Source organism: Streptomyces sp. NBC_00775, assembly GCF_036347135.1.
GTDB lineage: Bacteria > Actinomycetota > Actinomycetes > Streptomycetales > Streptomycetaceae > Streptomyces > Streptomyces lutosisoli.
Window position 1 is genome coordinate 9401396 of record NZ_CP108938.1, and the last position, 17603, is coordinate 9418998.

Sequence of the window (17603 nt, forward strand, 5' to 3'; positions counted from 1 at the left end):
CCATCCTGCCCCTCGCTGTCGCGACGAGAGGCCGATGAGCTCGAAGCTGTTGCCCTCGAAGGGCATGGCTCGTGGAGCGCCGCCGGCTTCAAGCGTAGGCGTCCTCGACGGTGACTCGGCGCACTGTGCGCAGCGTCGACCGGAGGCTGTCCAGGTCGGTCGAGCCCAGAGCGAGGCGGATCGCCTGGGGTGTGTGCGGCGAGGTGGTGAACGGTTCGGCCGTGGATACCGAGATGTGCTGACGTGCGAGGGTGGCGGTCAGGCGGTCGGCGCGTGCGTCGTCGGGCAGCGGCAGCCAGGTGAAGTAGGACGAGGGGTGGCCGACGAGTGGTAGGCCTGCCAGCTCCTGTCTGGCGATTGCTTGGCGGGCCTTGGCGTCGTCTCGTTTCTGCGCTTCCAGGTGGTCCACCGTGCCGTCGTCGAGCCAGCGGCAGGCGATGGCGGTGGTGAGGGCCGGGGTGTTCCAGGTGGTCGCCCGGATCGCGCGTTCGAGAGACGGCACCGTGGAGGGCGGGGCGACGACGAAGCCGACCCGGAGGCCGGTGGCGATGCTCTTGGACAGTCCGGAGACGTAGACGGTGATGTCCGGCGCGGTCGCTGCCAGCGGCGGTGGAGGGTTCTCGGCCAGGTAGGCGTAGGAAGCGTCTTCGATGATGAGCGCGCCGTGGTGTCGGGCGATCTCGATCAGGCGGGTGCGGTCGGTTGCCGGCATGACCCAGCCCAGCGGGTTGTGCAAGGTGGGCATGGTGTAGACCGCGCGCACCGGGCGGGTTACGCACAGCTTCTCCAGGGCGTCGAGATTCGGTCCGTCGGCGGTTGCGGGGATGGGCGCCAGGTCGAGATGAAAGGCATGCGCGAGCACCTTGAAACCCGGGTAGGTGAGAGCGTCGACCGCGACGACGTCGCCGGCGTTGAGCATGGCCATGACGGTGATGGCCAGGCCGTGCTGCGCGCCGTTGGCGATGAGGATCCGGTCCGCGTCGGTGGTGATGCCCCGGCGTCTGAGGTGTCGTGCGATCGAGGCTCTGTCCTGGGGGCGCCCTCGGTGTGGCTGGTAGCGCAGCAGGGTGTCGAGGTCGCCGGAGGTGGCCACCTCTCGCAGCGCCTGCCGAAGGAGATCGGCCTGCCCGGGCAGCGACGGATAGTTGAAGTTGAGGTCGACCGCGTCCGTGGCGACGACCTGCTGGTCGATGCCGTGGCCGGCGGGAACCGCGATGTCGCGCACGAACGTGCCGCGGCCCTGTTCGCGGCTCACCAGCCCCATGCTTTCCAGCTCGGCGTACACCCGGGTCGCGGTCACCACGGCGATGCCCTCACGGGCGGCGAGCCCGCGGTGCGTCGGCAGCCGTACGCCCGCGGCGAGCCGCCCGGTCCGGATGTCGGAGGCGAGCGCGTCGACCAGCGTTTTGTACCGCGGGGCTGCCATGCACCGGATTGTATCCATGACAATTCTTTGACTGTCCTGTTCGCGGGTCCTTACCGTCGGAACCCACCGTCAGAACCCACCGTCAGAACCCACCGTCAAAACCCGCCTACCCAGCCGGAAGGACAGCCGCCGTGCCGCACATCGCCATCCTCACCTTCGAGGGCTACAACGAGCTCGACTCCCTGATCGCGCTCGGTGTGCTCAACCGCATCAAGAACGACGACTGGCGCGTCACCATCGCCACCCCCAGCCCCAAGGTGACGTCGATGAACGGGGTGGTCATCGAGCAGATGTCCACCCTTGAGGAGGCGTGCGCCGCCGACGCCGTCATCGTGGGCAGTGGCATCGCCACCCGCGAGGTCGTCGAGGACCCGGCGATCATGGACATCCTGCGCCGCCTGGACCCCTCGCGCCAGCTCATCGCGGCCCAGTGCTCCGGCGCGCTCGTGCTGGCCAAGCTCGGCCTGCTGGGCGGCATCCCCGCCTGCACCGACCTGATCACCAAGCCCTGGGTCGTCGCCGCCGGCGTCGAGGTACTCAACCAGCCCTTCTACGCCAAGGACAACATCGCCACCGCCGGCGGCTGCCTGGCCTCGCACTACCTCGCGGCCTGGATCATCGCCCGCCTCCAGGGCAAGGAGGCCGCCGACGGCGCGCTGCACTATGTCGCCCCGGTCGGCGAGAAGGAGGAATACATGGAGCGCGCCTGGCGCAACATCACCCCCTACCTGCCGGCTGCCGCACCGGCGCTCGTCTGAACAACCCGTCGCGAGCAGCGACCGGCCAGGCAGCCATGACCGCCGGCGGCCGCCTCGACCGGAGGCGGCAGTCTGCCGACCCCGAACGCCACCGAGACCGGCAGCCCGGCCCGGCCGGCGAGCAGCGGCAGTGCGGCGCCGAGCCCACCGGCGGTAAGGCTCTGCGGCCTGACCCCCTGTGCGAACTGGGCGAGTTCGCGCAGGGCGGTGGCCACCTCGGCCCGCACCTCCGCAAGCACAGCGCGCAGTTCGTCACCCGCCTCGGTCTCAAGGGCGGCGAGGTGGAGCCCCGCCTGGGCGAGGTGGCGTTGCGCACCCGTGGCCAGCTCCGCCTCCTGCGCCCGCCGCTGGGCGTCGGCCGCCTCCACGATGCGGCGGCGTGACGCGGCGAGCCCGGCCGTGCGGGCGCGGACTTCCGCCCTCATCCGCGCGTTGGTGACGGCCAGGCGCAGCGCCGCGGTGGCCCCGTCGACCAGCTTCGGGTCGTCCAGTACCGGGGTCGTGGATGAGTACGGCGACGGGCTCCCCGTCGTTCTCGACAGCCGTTGCCACCCGTCCTGTGGTGCGCCCGTCGACCTCGAGTCGACGGCCGGTCTCGTCGACGTACGCATGCTGCCACGGCACCCAGTAACCCAGCGTCAGGCCGGGATCGCCCAAGGCCCGGGCCAGTTGGGCCTGTAGTCCCGCGGTGTCCGTGCGCCGACCGAGCTGCGTGACGAGGTCGGAGACGGTGGCCTCGGTCCAGCGCCCGTACAGCAGATCCACCGTCAGCCAGATCACCACCAGGCAGACGGCCGCGTCGTAGACCAGCACGACAGCGCGGTCCGCGCCCCACTCCAGCAGCACGTTGGCGCTGCCCAGGGCCAGCACGCCGGCGAAGACCAGCGCGGCGGCCAGCGCCGACCGCCCTGCCCTCCTGGCGGGTCCCGACGTCCGGGCGAAGACGTCGTGGGCTGCCGCGACGAAGAGAGCCGACAGTCCCACGGTCAGCCACGGCGTCCGTGCGAAACCCTCGTAGACCGCCGCCGCATAGGCGGCGAGGACCACGACAGCGGCCGGCCGCCGGTGCAGCCGCCCGATCGGACAGGACAGGTGCAGATGGACCAGCGGTCCCCGGTGGAGGAACACCAGGCCGGGAAAGACGCTGCCCAGGAACCAGCACGCCCCGGCCATCGCCATGAGCGGGCCGACATGCGCGCGACGACTCCCGCACGCCGGCTGGACCTGGCCGAGGCGGAGCTCGAACAGGCCGTCTCCGAGCTCAGACGGCTGGCGCGCGGACTCCACCCTGTCCTGCTGAAGGAGGCCGGCCTTGCCGTCGCCCTCGAAGCACTGGGGCAAACCCGAGACCTTCGCATCGATGATGTCCCGCGCGTGCGCTACTCCGACGTCCTGGAATCCACGGTGTACCTGGTGGTGGCTCGGATGAGCGAGAGCAGGTCAACGAGGGGCTCCGTCGACAGTCGTGACGGACAACTGACCGCCTGCGTCACGGTGAAAGGCCGGCTGCCGGACCTCACCGACCTTGCCGATCGGATCACCACACTCGAAGGGGAGCTCATCCACCACACCGAACAGGACGAGACTCGGGTGACTGCCCGGCTTCCCCTGCGCAGCACGGGCCGGCTCACGCGCGGTTGAGCCTCCCGGGATGAACGTCAAGACGTGCAGGCCGCCCAGGTTTCCTTCAGGTGTTCCCGTTCCTCGGGATCTGCTGCTCGAACCAGACGACCTTGCCCCTGCTGAGCCTCGTCGCCCCCCAGCGCAGGGCGAGTTGATCGACGAGGAACAGGCCACGGCCGCCTTCGTCGCCTGGTGCCGCCCGCCGCATCCGGGGCACCTGCGGCGAGTCGTCGGTCACCTCGCAGCGGAGTACGTCGGTGCGGAGCAGGCGCAAGGCGATGGGGCGTGAGGCGTAGCGTACGGCGTTCGTCACGACCTCGCTGACCATGAGTTCCGTCGAGTCGAGCAAGGATTCCAGGCCCCAGCGGCGCAGTGCCCTGCGGGTCAGGCGGCGTGCCTGTCCCGCGGTCAGCGGGTGGGGGTCGAGGTACCAGTATCCGACGCTGTCCGGAGGGAAGCCCTCGAACCGGGCGGTGAGCAGCGCGATGTCGTCGTCCCGGGCGCCCGGGGCCATGGTCCCCAGGAGCTGGTCGCACAGGAGCTCCAGTGAGGGGGCGGCGTGCCCGTGCAGGGCGGCTTGGAGATGGGTGCGCAGGGCCTCGATGCCTGTTCCCACGTCCGTGTCGCGGGACTCGACGAGGCCGTCGGTGTACAGCAGCAGGGTCGCTCCGGTGGGCGCGGCCATCTCCACGGATTCGAAGGCGACGCCGCCGACGCCGATCGGTGCGCCCGGTGGGATGCGCAGCACCTCCGCTTGGCCGTCCGGGTGCAGGAGGACCGCGGGCGGATGGCCGGCGCTCGCCATGAGCAGCCGGTGCGAGATCGGGTCGTAGATCGCGTAGAGACAGGTCGCGATGTGGTCGCTGCCCAGGCGCAGGGCCTGCTCGTCGAGGTGGTGCATGACCTCGTCCGGAGGCAGGTCGAGTCCGGCGAGGGTCTGCACGATCGTGCGCAGCTGGCCCATGATCGCGGCCGAGGTCATGGAATGACCCATGACATCGCCGACGATCAGCGCCACGCGGTTGCCGGACAGGGGGATCGCGTCGTACCAGTCGCCGCCGACCTGGGCGGTCTTCGAGGCGGGCAGGTAACGGCTGGCCAGCCGGACGCCGGTGGGCTCGGGCAGTGACGACGGGAGCATGGTGTGCTGCAAGGTGTCCGCCACGGAGGCCTCGTGTCCGTACATCACCGCCTTCTGGACGCCGATGGCGGTGTGTGTCGCGAGCTGTGAGGCGACGAGCAGGTCGTCACCGGTGAAGGCGAGCCGGTCGGGCCGGCGCAGCAGCACGACGGTGCCTACGACGTGGTGGCGGCCGTGCAGCGGGGCGATGATCTGGCTGCGGCCCGGCGGCAGCATCCCTGGCGCCTGCGCCACGGGCCCGAGCAGCTCGGCGACCGCGAGCGCGACCCCCGGTGTGTCGCCGAACGCCGGCCGCCCGGCCAGGAGCAGCCTGGCGAGGCGGCCGCCCGTGACCGGATGCACGCGCTCGGCGACATCCGAGCGCAGGGGAAGGCTCTTCAGCCCGGCTGTCCGTGTCCGTTCGGTGTCCGCGAGCTCCGGCGCGCTGTCGATGCTGTGCAGATGCAGGGCGACGGGCGCGGCCGACTTCTCGTCCCCGACGGGCAGCGGATCCTGCAGATGGATGATGATCGAATCCGCGAACGCGGGAACGGCTGCCCGGCGCAGTTCCCGGAGCGTCTCGTCCAGGTCCATCCCGCGGGCGATCCGCCGAGTCGCCACGTCGAGATACCGAAGCCGGTCGGTCTGCGGCCCGGTGCTGCCTGTCACCGCGTCCTGTCGTCCACGGCGGCCGGGGGAGGGGTGCCCGTGGTGCTCCGTCACGCCTTTCGTTCCATCCAGTCGTGTCACAGGTCCGCCCGTGCCGGCTCGCGCGTTCTCAGTCACGCCGCCTGCAGCAGAGGAAGAGCTGTTCCTCGGGCGGGACGTCGGCGACCGCGGGGGCGTAGGTGTAGGAGGTCTCCTTGACGATCTCGAAGCCTCCGGTCTCGAGGACAAGGCGGAGGTCCTCCAGCAGGTAGCCGGAGACCCGGATCGTGTGTCCGAGGAACGGGATCTCGAAGTCGTCCACGTCGGCTTCCACCATCGAGAGGACGAACAGGCCGCCGGGAACCAACAGGTGGTGGATCGTGCGCAGTGCGAGGGGAATCTCTCCGCGCGGCAGCATCAGCAGCGAGAAGAAGGCCGCAACGGCGTCGAAGCGGCCCAGGTCGTGGCGGCCGCCCGGTCGCAGGTCGGCGAGGTCCAGCTGGTGGAACGTGGCTTCCGGGACGTACTCCCGGGCGAGTTTCACCATCCCACCGGACAGATCGACGCCCACGAGCTCGAAGCCCGCGTCCGTCAACTGGCGTGCGGTAGGCACTCCGGTGCCGCAGCCGAGGTCGAGCACGCGGGATCCCGCCGGGAGGGATGCGATCAGCCATTCGCCCGCGGAAATCTGGCCCTCCTTGTGGGGGAAGGCCTCGTGGTAGCGGTCGCCGATGGCGTCGAACGCCTCGGCCTGACCCGTACGGTCGAGCCGCAGGGTCTCGTCATCGGTCCCATGGTCACTGCTGGTCACGAAAGTTACCTCTCGTTGCACACGGTGGATTGTCCCATAATCAGGCACAATCGGGCGGGTTCGCTGGAGAGGGGAGGGCCTCGCCCGCCTGTCCCGGCCGGTCTCCCGGCGAGCGGTCGGCAAGATCGCCGTCTACGGCCGGCGGGCTACGCTGACCGTCATGAGCGCACACTTTGACGTGGTGGTCCTGGGCGCCGGCCCGGGTGGATATGTCGCGGCGATCAGGGCGGCCCAGCTCGGCCTCAGCACGGCGATCGTCGAGGAGAAGTACTGGGGCGGGGTGTGCCTCAACGTGGGGTGCATCCCGTCGAAGGCACTGCTGCGCAACGCGGAGCTGGCCCATATCTTCACCCAGGAGGCCAAGACCTTCGGCATCCAGGTGAACGGCGAGGTGAGCTTCGACTACGGCGCGGCCTTCACCCGCAGTCGCAAGGTGGCGGACGGGCGCGTCAAGGGCGTCCACTACCTGATGAAGAAGAACAAGATCACCCAGTACACCGGCCGTGGCACCTTCAGCGACGACCGCACCCTCCAGGTCGCCCTCGCCGACGGCGGCACGGAAACCGTCACCTTCGGCCACTGCGTCATCGCCGCAGGCGCCACCACGAAGCTGCTGCCCGGCACCTCGCTCAGCGAGCGCGTGGTGACGTACGAGGAGCAGATCCTGTCCGACACGCTCCCTGAGAGCATCATCATCGCGGGCGCGGGGGCCATCGGCGTCGAGTTCGCATACGTCCTGCACAACTACGGCGTCGACGTCACCCTCGTCGAGTTCCTCGACCGCATCGTCCCACTGGAGGACGAGGAGGTCTCCGCGGAGCTGGCCCGCCGTTACAAGCGGCTCGGCATCAATGTGCTGACCTCCACCCGGGTCGAGGCGATCAACGACTCGGGCGATTCCGTCAAGGTCATGGTGACCACGGGCGGCCAGCGGCAGACGCTGCAGGCCGGCAAGGTGCTCCAGGCGATCGGCTTCCAGCCGCGCGTGCAGGGCTACGGCCTGGAGAACACCGGCGTCAAGCTCACCGACCGCGGGGCGATCGACATCGACGGGCGCTGCCGCACGAGCGTCCCGCACATCTACGCCATCGGTGACGTGACGGCGAAGCTGATGCTCGCCCACGCGGCCGAGTCGATGGGCATCGTGGCGGCCGAGACGATCGCCGACGCGGAGACCATGGAGCTCGACTACGTCATGATCCCGCGGGCGACCTACTGCCAGCCGCAGATCGCCAGCTTCGGCTGGACCGAGGCGCAGGCCCGCGAGAAGGGCTTCGACGTCAAGGTGGCGAAGTTCCCGTTCACCGCCAACGGCAAGTCGCACGGTCTGGGCGACACCGCGGGCTTCGTCAAGATCCTCAGCGACGCCCGGTACGGCGAGCTCCTCGGTGCCCACCTGATCGGCCCCGAGGTCACCGAGCTCCTCCCGGAGCTGACCCTCGCCCAGCAGTGGGACCTGACCGTCCACGAGGTCGCGCGCAACGTGCACGGCCACCCGACGCTCGGCGAGGCGGTCAAGGAGGCCATCCACGGGCTGGCCGGCCACATGATCAACATGTGACCCCGGGACAATCGTCGCCATGACCGACGGTATGGACGACGCCGAGAGCCGCCTCGCCAGGATCGAGCGGCTGCTGGAGAGCCGCGAGCGCGAGGTGGCACCCGCGTGGCGCCGGGCGACGCGGGGTGAGTCGCGCTGGGCGGTGTCCGCCGTGATCCTGGTGGCGGTCGCCCTCCAGCTGGTGCTCCCGCACCGGCTCACGCTCCATCCGTACTGGGCGCTGCCGGTCCTGGAGCTGGTGCTGCTGGCCGGCCTGATCGCCGCGAACCCCCGGCGGGTCGAGCCCCGGACCCGGTGGCTGCGGTGGCTGGACCTGGCCCTGATCTGCGTGATCAGCCTGGCCAACGGCTGGGCGGCGGACCAACTGGTGGCGGGCCTGGTGAACGGCACCGAGGGGAAGGACGCGGGGCCGCTGCTGCTGACCGGCGGCGGCATCTGGCTGACGAACGTCATCGTGTTCGCCCTCTGGTACTGGGAGTGGGACCGCGGCGGACCGATGGCACGGGCCCGCGGCCACCATCAGTTCCCCGACTTCCTCTTCGTACAGATGCAGAGCCCGGACACCGCCCCGCCGGACTGGGAGCCGGCGTTCCTGGACTACCTGTACCTGTCGTTCACCAACTCCACCGCCTTCAGCCCGACCGACGTGATGCCGCTGTCGCGCTGGGCCAAGATGCTGATGATGCTGCAGTCCTCGGTCTCGCTGGTGATCGTGGTCCTGGTGGTCGCCCGGGCCGTCAACATCCTGCATTGACAGAGCGGGCGGGGGACATCCGGCGCGCGCGATCGGCCCGGAGCTGGTCTGCTGGTTCGAGGGGCCGTCGCACTCGTCCCGGAGAGACACATGACTACCTATCGAGTTGCCCAGGTGACCGCCGTCGGCGGGCCGTTCGAGATCACTGAGCGTGAGGTGCCGCGGCCGGGCCCCGGCCATGTACGGATCGCCGTGGAGGCCTGCGGGATCTGCCACAGCGACTCCTACTTCGTGAATGCCGGCCTGCCGGGCGTCCGGTTTCCGGTGGTTGCCGGGCATGAGATCGCCGGGAGCATCGAAGAGCTCGGCGAGGGCACGCAAGAACGAGGCTGGCGGGTGGGAGATCGAGTGGCGGTGGGCTGGTTCGGAGGCAGCTGCGGCTACTGCGAGCCTTGCAGACAGGGCGACTTCATCGTGTGCGAGAACCTCAAGGTCCCCGGGTGGGCCTATGACGGGGGCTTCGCCGAGGCGGTGATCGCGCCGGCCGACGCCTTGGCCCGGATTCCCGACGCGCTGACGGCGAGCGACGCGGGGCCCATGGCCTGCGCGGGTGTGACCACGTTCAACGGGCTGCGGCGCAGCTCCGCCCAGCCGGGCGATCGGGTCGCCGTACTCGGCATCGGCGGACTCGGCCACCTGGGCGTGCAGTACGCGGTCGCCATGGGCTTCGAGACGGTGGCGATCGCCCGGGGAGCCGGCAAGGCCGACTTCGCCAAGCAACTCGGCGCTCACCACTACATCGACAGCACGGGAGACACCGCCGTCGCGGACGCCCTGCGGTCTCTCGGCGGTGTCAAGGTCGTGCTGGCCACCGCCGGCAGTTCCGATGCCATCACGGCGACCATGGACGGGCTGTCGCACCGTGGTGAGCTGGTGGTCATCGGGGTGGCTCCCGAGCCACTGGGGATCAGCCCGCTCCAGCTGCTCATGAGCGGCAAGGTCGTCCGCGGCCACCCGTCGGGCACCGCGCAGGATGTGCAGGACACCATGGCGTTCAGCGCCCTGCACGGCATCCGCCCGACCGTCGAGACCGTCCCGCTGGACCAGGCCGACGAGGCGTATCAGAAGATGCTCTCCGGCACGGCCCGCTTCCGGATGGTGCTCACCACCCGCTGACGTACGCGCCCCCGTCGCACACTCGCAGGACGCGAGCCCAACCGCTGGGTAGTCTCCCAGACATGCGGATCTCCGTTTCCTCGGACATGGACGAACCCGTGGCCCGCTCCCTTGTCGCGGAGCTGCGCAGCCGTGGCCACGAGGTGCGGACGCATGGGGCGCTGCGCCCCGGGGACGACCCGCGGTGGGCGGCATGCTCGGAGGCGGCGGCCCGGGAGGTCGCCGCCGGGACGTCGGACCAGGCGATCGTGTGCTGCTGGACCGGCACCGGCGCGTCGATCGCCGCGAACAAGGTGCCAGGGGTACGAGCGGCCCTGTGCACGGACGCGTACACGGCGGACGGCGCCCGCCGCTGGAACGACGCCAATGTGCTGGCGCTCAGTCTGCGGCTGACGTCCGAGCCGCTGCTCAAGGAGATCCTTGACGCCTGGTTCGCCGCCCGGGCCAGCGAGGACGCCGACGACCGGGAGAACATCGCCCACGTCGGACGCCTCGACCTCGGGGGATAGCGGGCCCCAGAGCCGTGGAACCCCGCTGCCCCGTTGCCGGGCTTCAGGCGGGCCGTGCCGCGCCGTGGATCGCCGACTCTCCGGCGAAGAAGATCGACTCCTCGCGAAGGTAGCCCCCCTGGCTCGGCGCGTGGATCATCATGCCGTCGCCGATGTAGAGGCCGACGTGGCTGACGTCGCCGTAGAAGAAGATCAGGTCGCCGGGTCGGATGCTGGCGAAGGGGATCGCCGTGCCGGTGACCGCCTGCTCGTACGCGGTGCGCGGGAGTGCGACTCCGGCGGTCTTCCAGGCGGCCTGGGTCAGGCTGGAACAGTCGTACGAGCCCGGTCCGGTGGCGCCCCAGACGCACGGTCTGCCGATCTGTTCACGGGCGAAGGCCAGTGCCCTCGCGGCCTTCCTGCCGTACTCGGAGTCCGGTGCGCTGTCCGCGCCGAACGGCATGCTCGTGTCGAGCAGCATGCCCCCGGCGAGGGATGTGTCGGTGCCGAGGGCGGCCGATTGCGGTGTCTGCCATTCCTCCGTGGCCTGGCGGCCGGCCCATGCCTCGGAGGTGGGCCACGCGTCCTCGGCCGGCCGGGAGGCGATCGCGGCGATGGGCGTGCTCCGCTGTGCGGCGATGTGCCGGGTGAGCAGGTCGCGGGCCTTGGCGAGCTTCTGCTGGATCTGCTCCTTGGAGGTCTTCAGCGAGGGCTGCCGGGGCTCGATGGCCGGTGCGGGCAGGGCCTTGGTGACTTCCTGCCGTGTCTCCGGTGCGGCCGGCAGCGCGGGGACGGCCCTGGCGGTCAACTCCGCCACAGGACCGGCGGCCCTCGCGGCGGCGGGACCGGCGGTCAGTTCCGGGACGGGCCCGGCGGTCAGTTCCGGGACGGGGCCGGCGGTCAGTTCCGGGACGGGTCGGCCGGCCGCCTGCCGCCCACGGTCGGTGGGTCCGTTCTGCGGGCGTTCCGCCGGGCGGGCCGGCATTCTGTCGGCCGGGAGCCTGGCCGGCACGGTGGGACCCAGCCGCGTGCGCGCCACGTCGAACCACTGCCTGGTCACGTCGTCGACGGCGGGATCGGTGCGCCTGCGCCCGTTGTCCGCCGCCGGGTTGACGCGCCCCCACGTCCCCGTGGACGTCGCACGGGTCGCGTTGTAGTTGCCGGTGGCGGTCTCGGCCTGGTCGTAGAGGGCGCTGATCCGCTGCCGGACCTCTTCTTGGCTAGGCCCGTCCGCCGCGCGGGATGTGGCTTGTTCCGGCGCCATGGGAGACGCGCTCCTTCCGTGTTCCGCCTACCGAGTTAGCTGTCGGGTTCGGGCGGACGGTTCCGGAAGGTATGCCCTACGGCCCTTGCCCTGCTGGGCAGTTGGGCCGATTCACCCCAAGTTCGGTTGGGTCCCCGGCTCCGGCTGCCACGGAGGCGCACCGGACTCGGCGGAGGCCGCGCGACCCGGCGAGGTTCGCCGGAGGGAGTCGTGTTGCCTGTCGCCAACCTAGCCAATTTGTGTGGCTCGCGTGAAGATTGAAGCGCGAAGTGTCCGATATGTATTTGTGACCTTCGTCGTACTGGCTGCCTCAGTAGACATCGCGGACGTAGCGTTTGTCGGCCGCGAGCTGCTTGACGAACGCGGCGGCGCCGTCCTCGTCCAGACCGCCGTGCACGACGGCGATGTCGCGCAGCGCCCGGTCGACGTCCTTGGCCATACGGGAGGCGTCACCGCAGACATAGAAGTGGGCGCCGTCCTGGAGCCAGGACCACAGTTGGGGGCCGTGCTCGCGCATGCGGTCCTGGACGTACACCTTGGTGCGCCGGTCGCGGGAGAAGGCCGTGTCCAGGCGAGAGAGGGTGCCGTGGGTGAGGTGGGCGGTGAGTTCGTCCTCGTAGTAGTGGTCGGTGGCGCGGTGCTGTTCACCGAAGAACAGCCAGTTGGGGCCGTGGTGGCCGAGCGCGCGTCGCTCGTCGAGGAAGCCCATGAAGGGGGCGACCCCGGTGCCGGGGCCCACCATCACCATCGGCGTGGTGGGGTCGGCGGGTGGCCGGAAGTGCGGGGACCGCTGGACGAAGACCGGTACCGGGCTGTCCGGTTCGGCGTCCGCGAGGAACGGGGAGCACACGCCCTGACGGAGGCGGCCGTGCAGGCTCTCCCAGCGGACGACGGACACCGTCAGCGAGACCAGGTGGGGATCGGTGAGCGGGCTGGACGAGATGGAGTACAGCCGCGGTTGCAGTCGCTTGAGCGCGTCCGTCCATTCCTGCGCGGTGGCCCGCACCGGAAGCTCGGTGAGGACGTCGACGGTCTGCCGGCCCCAGCACCACTTCGCGAGTTCGTCCTTGTTGTCGGGACGCAGCAGCTTCTTCAACTCGCGCGGGTCATGGACGCGTTCGCTGATGAAGCGCAGCACGTCGGGGGTGACGCGGGTGATGTCCAGGTGCTCGCTCAGGGCTTGGCGCAGAGCGACCTCACCGACACCCGCGACCTCCACGGTGGCGGCCGGGTCGAGGCCGGTGACGGCCAGCAACTCGCCCACCAGCTCGGGGTGGTTGACGGGACGTATGCCGAGTGCGTCACCGGCCTCGTACGTCAGCGGTACGTCGCTGTCGCGGGTGTCGAAGGTGAAGCGCCGTACCTCTTTGCCCGCCCCCGGCCGGCTCAGCAGCCGGTTGCCGGTGAGGCGTGCGGTGACCGGGGCGGGCTTCCGTGAACTCCGGGAGGGCGCGGGGGCGAGTGCCGGCGCCGCCACGGGGGCGGGGGTCAGCGCGGTGAGGACCTGGTCCAGCCAGGCCCGCGCCGAAGGCTCGTAGTCCGGTTCGCAGTCCGTGCGGGGCGCCAGACGCACCGCGCCCAGCTCGTCCAGACGCTGGTCCAGGCGGCGGCCGTGCCCGCAGAAGTCGGCGTAGGAGGAGTCGCCGAAGGCGAGGACCGCGTACTGCCTGCCGGCAAGGCTCGGGGTGTCGTGCGAGGCCAGGGAGTCCCAGAAGGAGGAGCCGTTGTCGGGGGCGTCTCCGTCGCCGAAGGTGCTGGTGATCAGGAGCAGACCGGCGGCAGGCGGCAGCGCGGCGAGATCGGCGTCGTCCATGCCGACGAGGCTGGCCCGGTGTCCGGCCGAGGCGAGCCGCTCGGCGGTGGCCGCCGCGAACTCCTCGGCGTTGCCGGTCTGCGACGCCCACAGGACGACGATCTCGCGTCCCTCGGCGACGGACGTGCGGGGCACGGAGACCGCGGCGGGCTCGGCGCGGGAGTACATGCCGGCCAGCACGCCGTTGACCCACAGAGCGTGGCCGGGGCTGAACGGCGCCGTCGGCGGGAGCACCGGCACGCCGGGGGCGCCCGCGTCGATACCGGCGAGGAATCCGACCAGATAGGTGCGCTCGGTCTCGCTCAGCACGGGCGGCGGCGGGGCGGGGTCCAGGCCGAAGGCGATGGCCGCCGCGCTCGGCACCACGGCGCCGGGCGCGGTAACGGGGACCGTAACCGGGACGGGCACGTCGGCCCGCGCGGGCACCTCGGCCGGCACGGCGGCCCGCGTGGCCACCTTCGCCAGCGACACCGCGCACACCTTGAACTCGGGCTGGAACGAGAGCGGGTCGACGGCATCGCTGGTCACGGCGTTGACGCTCAGATACTCGCCGAACAGGTCGTTCCAGTGGAACGGGGCGAAACAGTTTCCCGGCCGGACCCGGTCCGTCACCACCGCGGGGAGCACGGCCCGGCCGCGCCGGGAGGCGACCTCCACCGAGTCACCGTCGCGGATGTCCAGCACCTGGGCGTCGTCCGGGTGCAGTTCCACGAACGGGCCCGGATTCAGCTTGTTGAGCTTGGCGACCTTGCCCGTCTTCGTGAGGGTGTGCCACTGATGCTGCACCCGCCCGGTGTTCAGTACGAACGGGTAGTCGTCGTCCGGCATCTCGGCCGCCGGAAGGTGCGGGCGGGCGTGGAAGACGGCTCGGCCGCTCGGCGTGGGAAAGAACAGGCGGCCGTCCTCGGCGACGTACCTGACCGGGTTGCGGTCGGGCCCGTCGTCGGACGCCGCGGGCCACTGCACGGAGGTGGAGCGCAGCCGCTCGTAGGACACCCCGCGCAGGTCGTAGCCGGTCTTCGGGTTCCAGGCGCGCTTGATCTCCTCGAAGACCTCCTCCGCGCTGTCGTAGGAGAAGCCCTTCTCGTACCCCATCTCGCGCGCGACAGCCGCGATGATCCGCCAGTCCGCCATGGCTTCGCCGGGCGGCTCCACCGCGGGCCGGGCGAGGGTGAGGTTGCGCTCGCTGTTGATGAGGACGCCCTCGGTCTCGGTCCACAGCGCTCCGGGCAGGATCACATCGGCGTACGCGTTGGTCTCGGTGTCGGCGAACACGTCCTGGGTGACGACGAATTCGGCCGCCTCCAGGCCTTCGATCACGGTCTTGCGGTTGGCGACCGAGGCGACGGGGTTGGTGCAGATGATCCAGCAGGCCTTGATGTGGCCGTCGGTCATCCGCTGGAACATCTCCACCGTGCCCTGGCCGACGCCGTCCTTTCGGATCGAGCCCGGAGGCAGCCCCCACAGCTCCTCGGTGAACGCCCGCTCCTCGTCCACCAGCACCGAGCGCTGGCCGGGGAGACCCGGTCCCATGTAGCCCATCTCGCGGCCGCCCATGGCGTTGGGCTGGCCGGTCAGGGAGAACGGGCCGCTGCCCGGGCGGCAGATCGCGCCGGTGGCCAGATGGAGGTTGACCAGGGCGTTGGTGTTCCAGGTGCCGTGGGTGGACTGGTTCAGACCCATGGTCCAGCAGCTCATCCACTCCCCGGCCTCGCCGATGAGCCGTGCCGCCTCGCGGATGTCCCGCTCCGGGATGCCGGTGATCTCGCTGACCGTGTCCGGCGGGTAGTCGGCGAGGAACTCCGGCAGCGCCTCCCAGCCCTCGGTGTGCGCGGCGATGAACTCCGCGTCCGTGTGCCCGTTCTCGTACAGCAGACGCAGCAGGCCGTTGAGGAGCGCCAGGTCGGTGCCGGGCCGGATCTGCAGGAACAGATCGGCCTTGTCGGCGGTGGCGCTGCGCCGCGGGTCGACGACGATCAGTTTGGCCCCGGCCTTCTTGACCCGGTCCATCATCCGCAGGAAGAGGATGGGGTGGCAGTCGGCCATGTTGGAGCCGATGACGAAGAAGACGTCCGCGCGTTCGAAATCCTGGTACGAGCCGGGCGGACCGTCCGCGCCGAGCGAGAGTTTGTAGCCGGTGCCCGCGCTGGCCATGCACAGCCGTGAGTTCGACTCGATCTGATTGGTGCGCACGAAGCCCTTGGCCAGCTTGTTCGCCAGATACTGCGCCTCAAGGCTCATCTGCCCGGACACATAGAACGCGAGCGCGTCCGGACCGTGCTCGTCGACGACCGCCCGCAGCCGCCGCGCCGTCTCCCTGATCGCCGCGTCCACACCGACGGGCGCCGGCTCCTCCTCACGCCGCTCCCGTACGAGCGCCGTGGTCAGCCGTCCGGGGGCGGCCAGCATCTCCGCCGTGGTGGCGCCCTTGGTGCACAGCCGGCCGAAGTTCGCGGGGTGCGCCTTGTCGCCGGACGCCTTGAGGACCGTACGCCGCCCATCGGGCCCCATACCGATGTCGAGCACCATGCCGCAGCCGACACCGCAGTACGAGCAGACCGTGCGCACCTGCGTCGCGGTCGTGGTCACGGGCGATCCCTCTCGTCACTGGATGCGTCCACCCGACCGTACGAAATGCCCATTACGTGCGCGTCACACGAGATGATCATCAGCGGTTACGTGCCTCACACACCCGCTGTCGGGGGTGTGTGAGGAGTGGGGGTGTGCGCCAGAACCTCATAAGTCAGGCTTATGAGGTCATAGATCCAGCCCGGCTACTGACTTAGGATTGCCTTAGTTTAGGCTTCCCGGCGAGTACTCCTGATCATCGCTCGAAGGGAACCTGATCATGCCTCGCCCCCTGCGGGTAGCCATTGTCGGAGCCGGCCCCGCCGGGATCTACGCCGCCGACGCGTTGCTGAAGTCCGCAGTGGCCGTCGAGCCAGGCGTCTCCATCGACCTCTTCGAGCGGATGCCGGCCCCCTTCGGACTGATCCGCTACGGCGTCGCGCCCGACCACCCCCGGATCAAGGGCATCGTCACGGCCCTGCACCAGGTGCTCGACAAGCCGCAGATCCGCCTCTTCGGCAATGTCGACTACCCCCGCGACATCAACCTGGACGACCTGCGCGCCTTCTACGACGCGGTGATCTTCTCCACCGGGGCGACGGCCGACCGGGCGCTCGACATACCCGGCATCGACCTCGACGGCTCGTACGGCGCGGCGGACTTCGTCTCCTGGTACGACGGGCACCCGGACGTGCCGCGCACCTGGCCGCTGGAGGCGGAGAAGGTCGCCGTCCTCGGCGTCGGCAATGTCGCGCTCGACGTGGCGCGCGTCCTGGCCAAGACCGCGGACGAGCTGCTGTCGACCGAGATCCCGCCGAACGTCTACGACGGTCTCAAGGCCAACAAGGCCCTGGAAGTCCATGTCTTCGGCCGCCGTGGTCCGGCGCAGGCGAAGTTCAGCCCGATGGAGCTGCGGGAGCTGGACCACTCCCCGAACATCGAGGTCATCGTCGACCCCGAGGACATCGACTACGACGAGGGCTCGATCGCGACCCGCCGGGGCAACAAGCAGGCCGACATGGTCGCCAAGACCCTGGAGAACTGGGCCATCCGCGACGTCGGCGACCGCCCGCACAAGCTGTTCCTGCACTTCTTCGAGTCGCCGTCCGAGATCGTCGGCGAGGACGGCAAGGTCGTCGGCCTGCGCACCGAGCGCACGGCCCTGGACGGCACGGGCAACGTCAAGGGCACCGGCGAGTTCAAGGACTGGGACGTCAGCGCGATCTACCGCGCCGTGGGTTACCTGTCCGACAGCCTGCCCAAGCTGCCCTGGGACGTGGAGTCGGGCACGGTTCCGGACCAGGCCGGCCGGGTCATCGAGGAGACCGGCGAGCACCTTCAGTCGACGTACGTCACCGGCTGGATCCGGCGCGGCCCCGTGGGGCTGATCGGCCACACCAAGGGCGACGCCAACGAGACGGTCGCCAGCCTCCTGGACGACCACGCGAACGGCCGTCTGCACGCGCCCACTTCGCCCGCCCCGGAGGCCGTGGACGCGTTCCTCGGCGAGCGCGACGTCCGCTTCACCACGTGGGAGGGCTGGCACCGCCTGGACGCCGCGGAGAAGGCCCTCGGCGAACCGCAGGGCCGCGAGCGCGTCAAGATCGTCGAGCGCGAGGACATGCTCGACGCCAGCGGCGCCTAGCCCAGGCT

Annotated in this window: 13 protein-coding genes and 1 riboswitch; of the genes, 7 read left to right on the top strand and 6 right to left on the bottom strand. The window is 70.3% G+C overall.

From position 1 onward, the window contains the following. Positions 1-88: 88 nt before the first annotated feature. Positions 89-1426: an aminotransferase-like domain-containing protein gene (locus OIC96_RS41825; protein WP_330302837.1), complete on the bottom strand. Its 1338-nt coding sequence runs from the start codon at positions 1424-1426 to the stop codon at positions 89-91. A 131-nt stretch (positions 1427-1557) separates the two neighbouring features. On the opposite strand from OIC96_RS41825, the gene OIC96_RS41830 reads away from it, so the two are divergent. After that, positions 1558-2184 (top strand): DJ-1/PfpI family protein, encoded by a 627-nt coding sequence (locus OIC96_RS41830; RefSeq protein WP_330302836.1) that lies wholly within the window; start codon positions 1558-1560, stop codon positions 2182-2184. Here the strand turns inward: OIC96_RS41830 and OIC96_RS41835 are convergent. Next, on the bottom strand, positions 2151-2795 hold the full coding sequence (locus OIC96_RS41835) for a hypothetical protein (RefSeq protein ID WP_330302835.1): 645 nt from the start codon (positions 2793-2795) through the stop codon (positions 2151-2153). The two genes, OIC96_RS41830 and OIC96_RS41835, sit on opposite strands and share 34 nt — an antisense overlap. Positions 2796-3282: 487 nt before the next feature. Between OIC96_RS41835 and OIC96_RS41840 the strand changes: the two genes are divergently transcribed. Next, positions 3283-3825 carry a hypothetical protein gene (locus OIC96_RS41840; protein WP_330302834.1) on the top strand — a complete coding sequence of 181 codons (543 nt, stop codon included), beginning with the start codon at positions 3283-3285 and terminating at the stop codon, positions 3823-3825. Between the two features lie 46 nt (positions 3826-3871). Here the strand turns inward: OIC96_RS41840 and OIC96_RS41845 are convergent, their stop codons facing one another. Then, positions 3872-5521: an ATP-binding SpoIIE family protein phosphatase gene (locus tag OIC96_RS41845; RefSeq protein WP_330309999.1), complete on the bottom strand. Its 1650-nt coding sequence runs from the start codon at positions 5519-5521 to the stop codon at positions 3872-3874. A gap of 184 nt (positions 5522-5705) precedes the next feature. Further along, entirely contained in the window at positions 5706-6386 is a 681-nt protein-coding gene (locus tag OIC96_RS41850; protein WP_330302833.1) for a class I SAM-dependent DNA methyltransferase, read from the bottom strand. 160 nt (positions 6387-6546) lie between these two features. Between OIC96_RS41850 and lpdA the strand changes: the two genes are divergently transcribed. The 4 genes from lpdA to OIC96_RS41870 all read left to right on the top strand — a co-directional run bounded on the left by lpdA (position 6547) and on the right by OIC96_RS41870 (position 10326). Continuing rightward, positions 6547-7947, top strand: a complete 1401-nt coding sequence (gene lpdA / locus OIC96_RS41855) for a dihydrolipoyl dehydrogenase (RefSeq protein ID WP_330302832.1) — start codon at positions 6547-6549, stop codon at positions 7945-7947. 19 nt (positions 7948-7966) lie between these two features. Beyond that, complete coding sequence (locus OIC96_RS41860) at positions 7967-8701, top strand: hypothetical protein (RefSeq protein WP_330302831.1); 735 nt, start codon at positions 7967-7969, stop codon at positions 8699-8701. Positions 8702-8791: 90 nt separating this feature from the next. Then, positions 8792-9817 carry an alcohol dehydrogenase gene (locus OIC96_RS41865; protein ID WP_330302830.1) on the top strand — a complete coding sequence of 342 codons (1026 nt, stop codon included), beginning with the start codon at positions 8792-8794 and terminating at the stop codon, positions 9815-9817. A 62-nt stretch (positions 9818-9879) separates the two neighbouring features. Continuing rightward, positions 9880-10326, top strand: a complete 447-nt coding sequence (locus tag OIC96_RS41870; RefSeq protein WP_330302829.1) for an RpiB/LacA/LacB family sugar-phosphate isomerase — start codon at positions 9880-9882, stop codon at positions 10324-10326. Positions 10327-10369: 43 nt separating this feature from the next. On the opposite strand, the gene OIC96_RS41875 is transcribed toward OIC96_RS41870, so the two are convergent. Then, positions 10370-11569 carry a C40 family peptidase gene (locus OIC96_RS41875; protein ID WP_330302828.1) on the bottom strand — a complete coding sequence of 400 codons (1200 nt, stop codon included), beginning with the start codon at positions 11567-11569 and terminating at the stop codon, positions 10370-10372. Positions 11570-11578: 9 nt separating this feature from the next. Further along, positions 11579-11751, bottom strand: a riboswitch (cyclic di-AMP (ydaO/yuaA leader). A gap of 128 nt (positions 11752-11879) precedes the next feature. Then, entirely contained in the window at positions 11880-15911 is a 4032-nt protein-coding gene (locus OIC96_RS41880) for a molybdopterin-dependent oxidoreductase (protein WP_406502241.1), read from the bottom strand. 319 nt (positions 15912-16230) lie between these two features. On the opposite strand from OIC96_RS41880, the gene OIC96_RS41885 reads away from it, so the two are divergent. After that, a complete protein-coding gene (locus OIC96_RS41885; RefSeq protein ID WP_330302826.1) occupies positions 16231-17595 on the top strand; it encodes an FAD-dependent oxidoreductase in 1365 nt (454 codons plus the stop codon). The last annotated feature ends 8 nt before the right edge of the window (positions 17596-17603 follow it).

What these genes read in the sequence shown, in the direction of transcription:
- OIC96_RS41880 (WP_406502241.1), bottom strand. Translation starts at nt 15,911, where the DNA reads ATGGTGCTCGACATCGGTATGGGGCCCGATGGGCGGCGTACGGTCCTC.
- lpdA (WP_330302832.1), top strand. Translation starts at nt 6,547, where the DNA reads ATGAGCGCACACTTTGACGTGGTGGTCCTGGGCGCCGGCCCGGGTGGA.
- OIC96_RS41885 (WP_330302826.1), top strand. Translation starts at nt 16,231, where the DNA reads ATGCCTCGCCCCCTGCGGGTAGCCATTGTCGGAGCCGGCCCCGCCGGG.
- OIC96_RS41865 (WP_330302830.1), top strand. Translation starts at nt 8,792, where the DNA reads ATGACTACCTATCGAGTTGCCCAGGTGACCGCCGTCGGCGGGCCGTTC.
- OIC96_RS41840 (WP_330302834.1), top strand. Translation starts at nt 3,283, where the DNA reads ATGGACCAGCGGTCCCCGGTGGAGGAACACCAGGCCGGGAAAGACGCT.
- OIC96_RS41875 (WP_330302828.1), bottom strand. Translation starts at nt 11,569, where the DNA reads ATGGCGCCGGAACAAGCCACATCCCGCGCGGCGGACGGGCCTAGCCAA.
- OIC96_RS41860 (WP_330302831.1), top strand. Translation starts at nt 7,967, where the DNA reads ATGACCGACGGTATGGACGACGCCGAGAGCCGCCTCGCCAGGATCGAG.
- OIC96_RS41825 (WP_330302837.1), bottom strand. Translation starts at nt 1,426, where the DNA reads ATGGCAGCCCCGCGGTACAAAACGCTGGTCGACGCGCTCGCCTCCGAC.
- OIC96_RS41845 (WP_330309999.1), bottom strand. Translation starts at nt 5,521, where the DNA reads ATGGACCTGGACGAGACGCTCCGGGAACTGCGCCGGGCAGCCGTTCCC.
- OIC96_RS41835 (WP_330302835.1), bottom strand. Translation starts at nt 2,795, where the DNA reads ATGCGTACGTCGACGAGACCGGCCGTCGACTCGAGGTCGACGGGCGCA.
- OIC96_RS41870 (WP_330302829.1), top strand. Translation starts at nt 9,880, where the DNA reads ATGCGGATCTCCGTTTCCTCGGACATGGACGAACCCGTGGCCCGCTCC.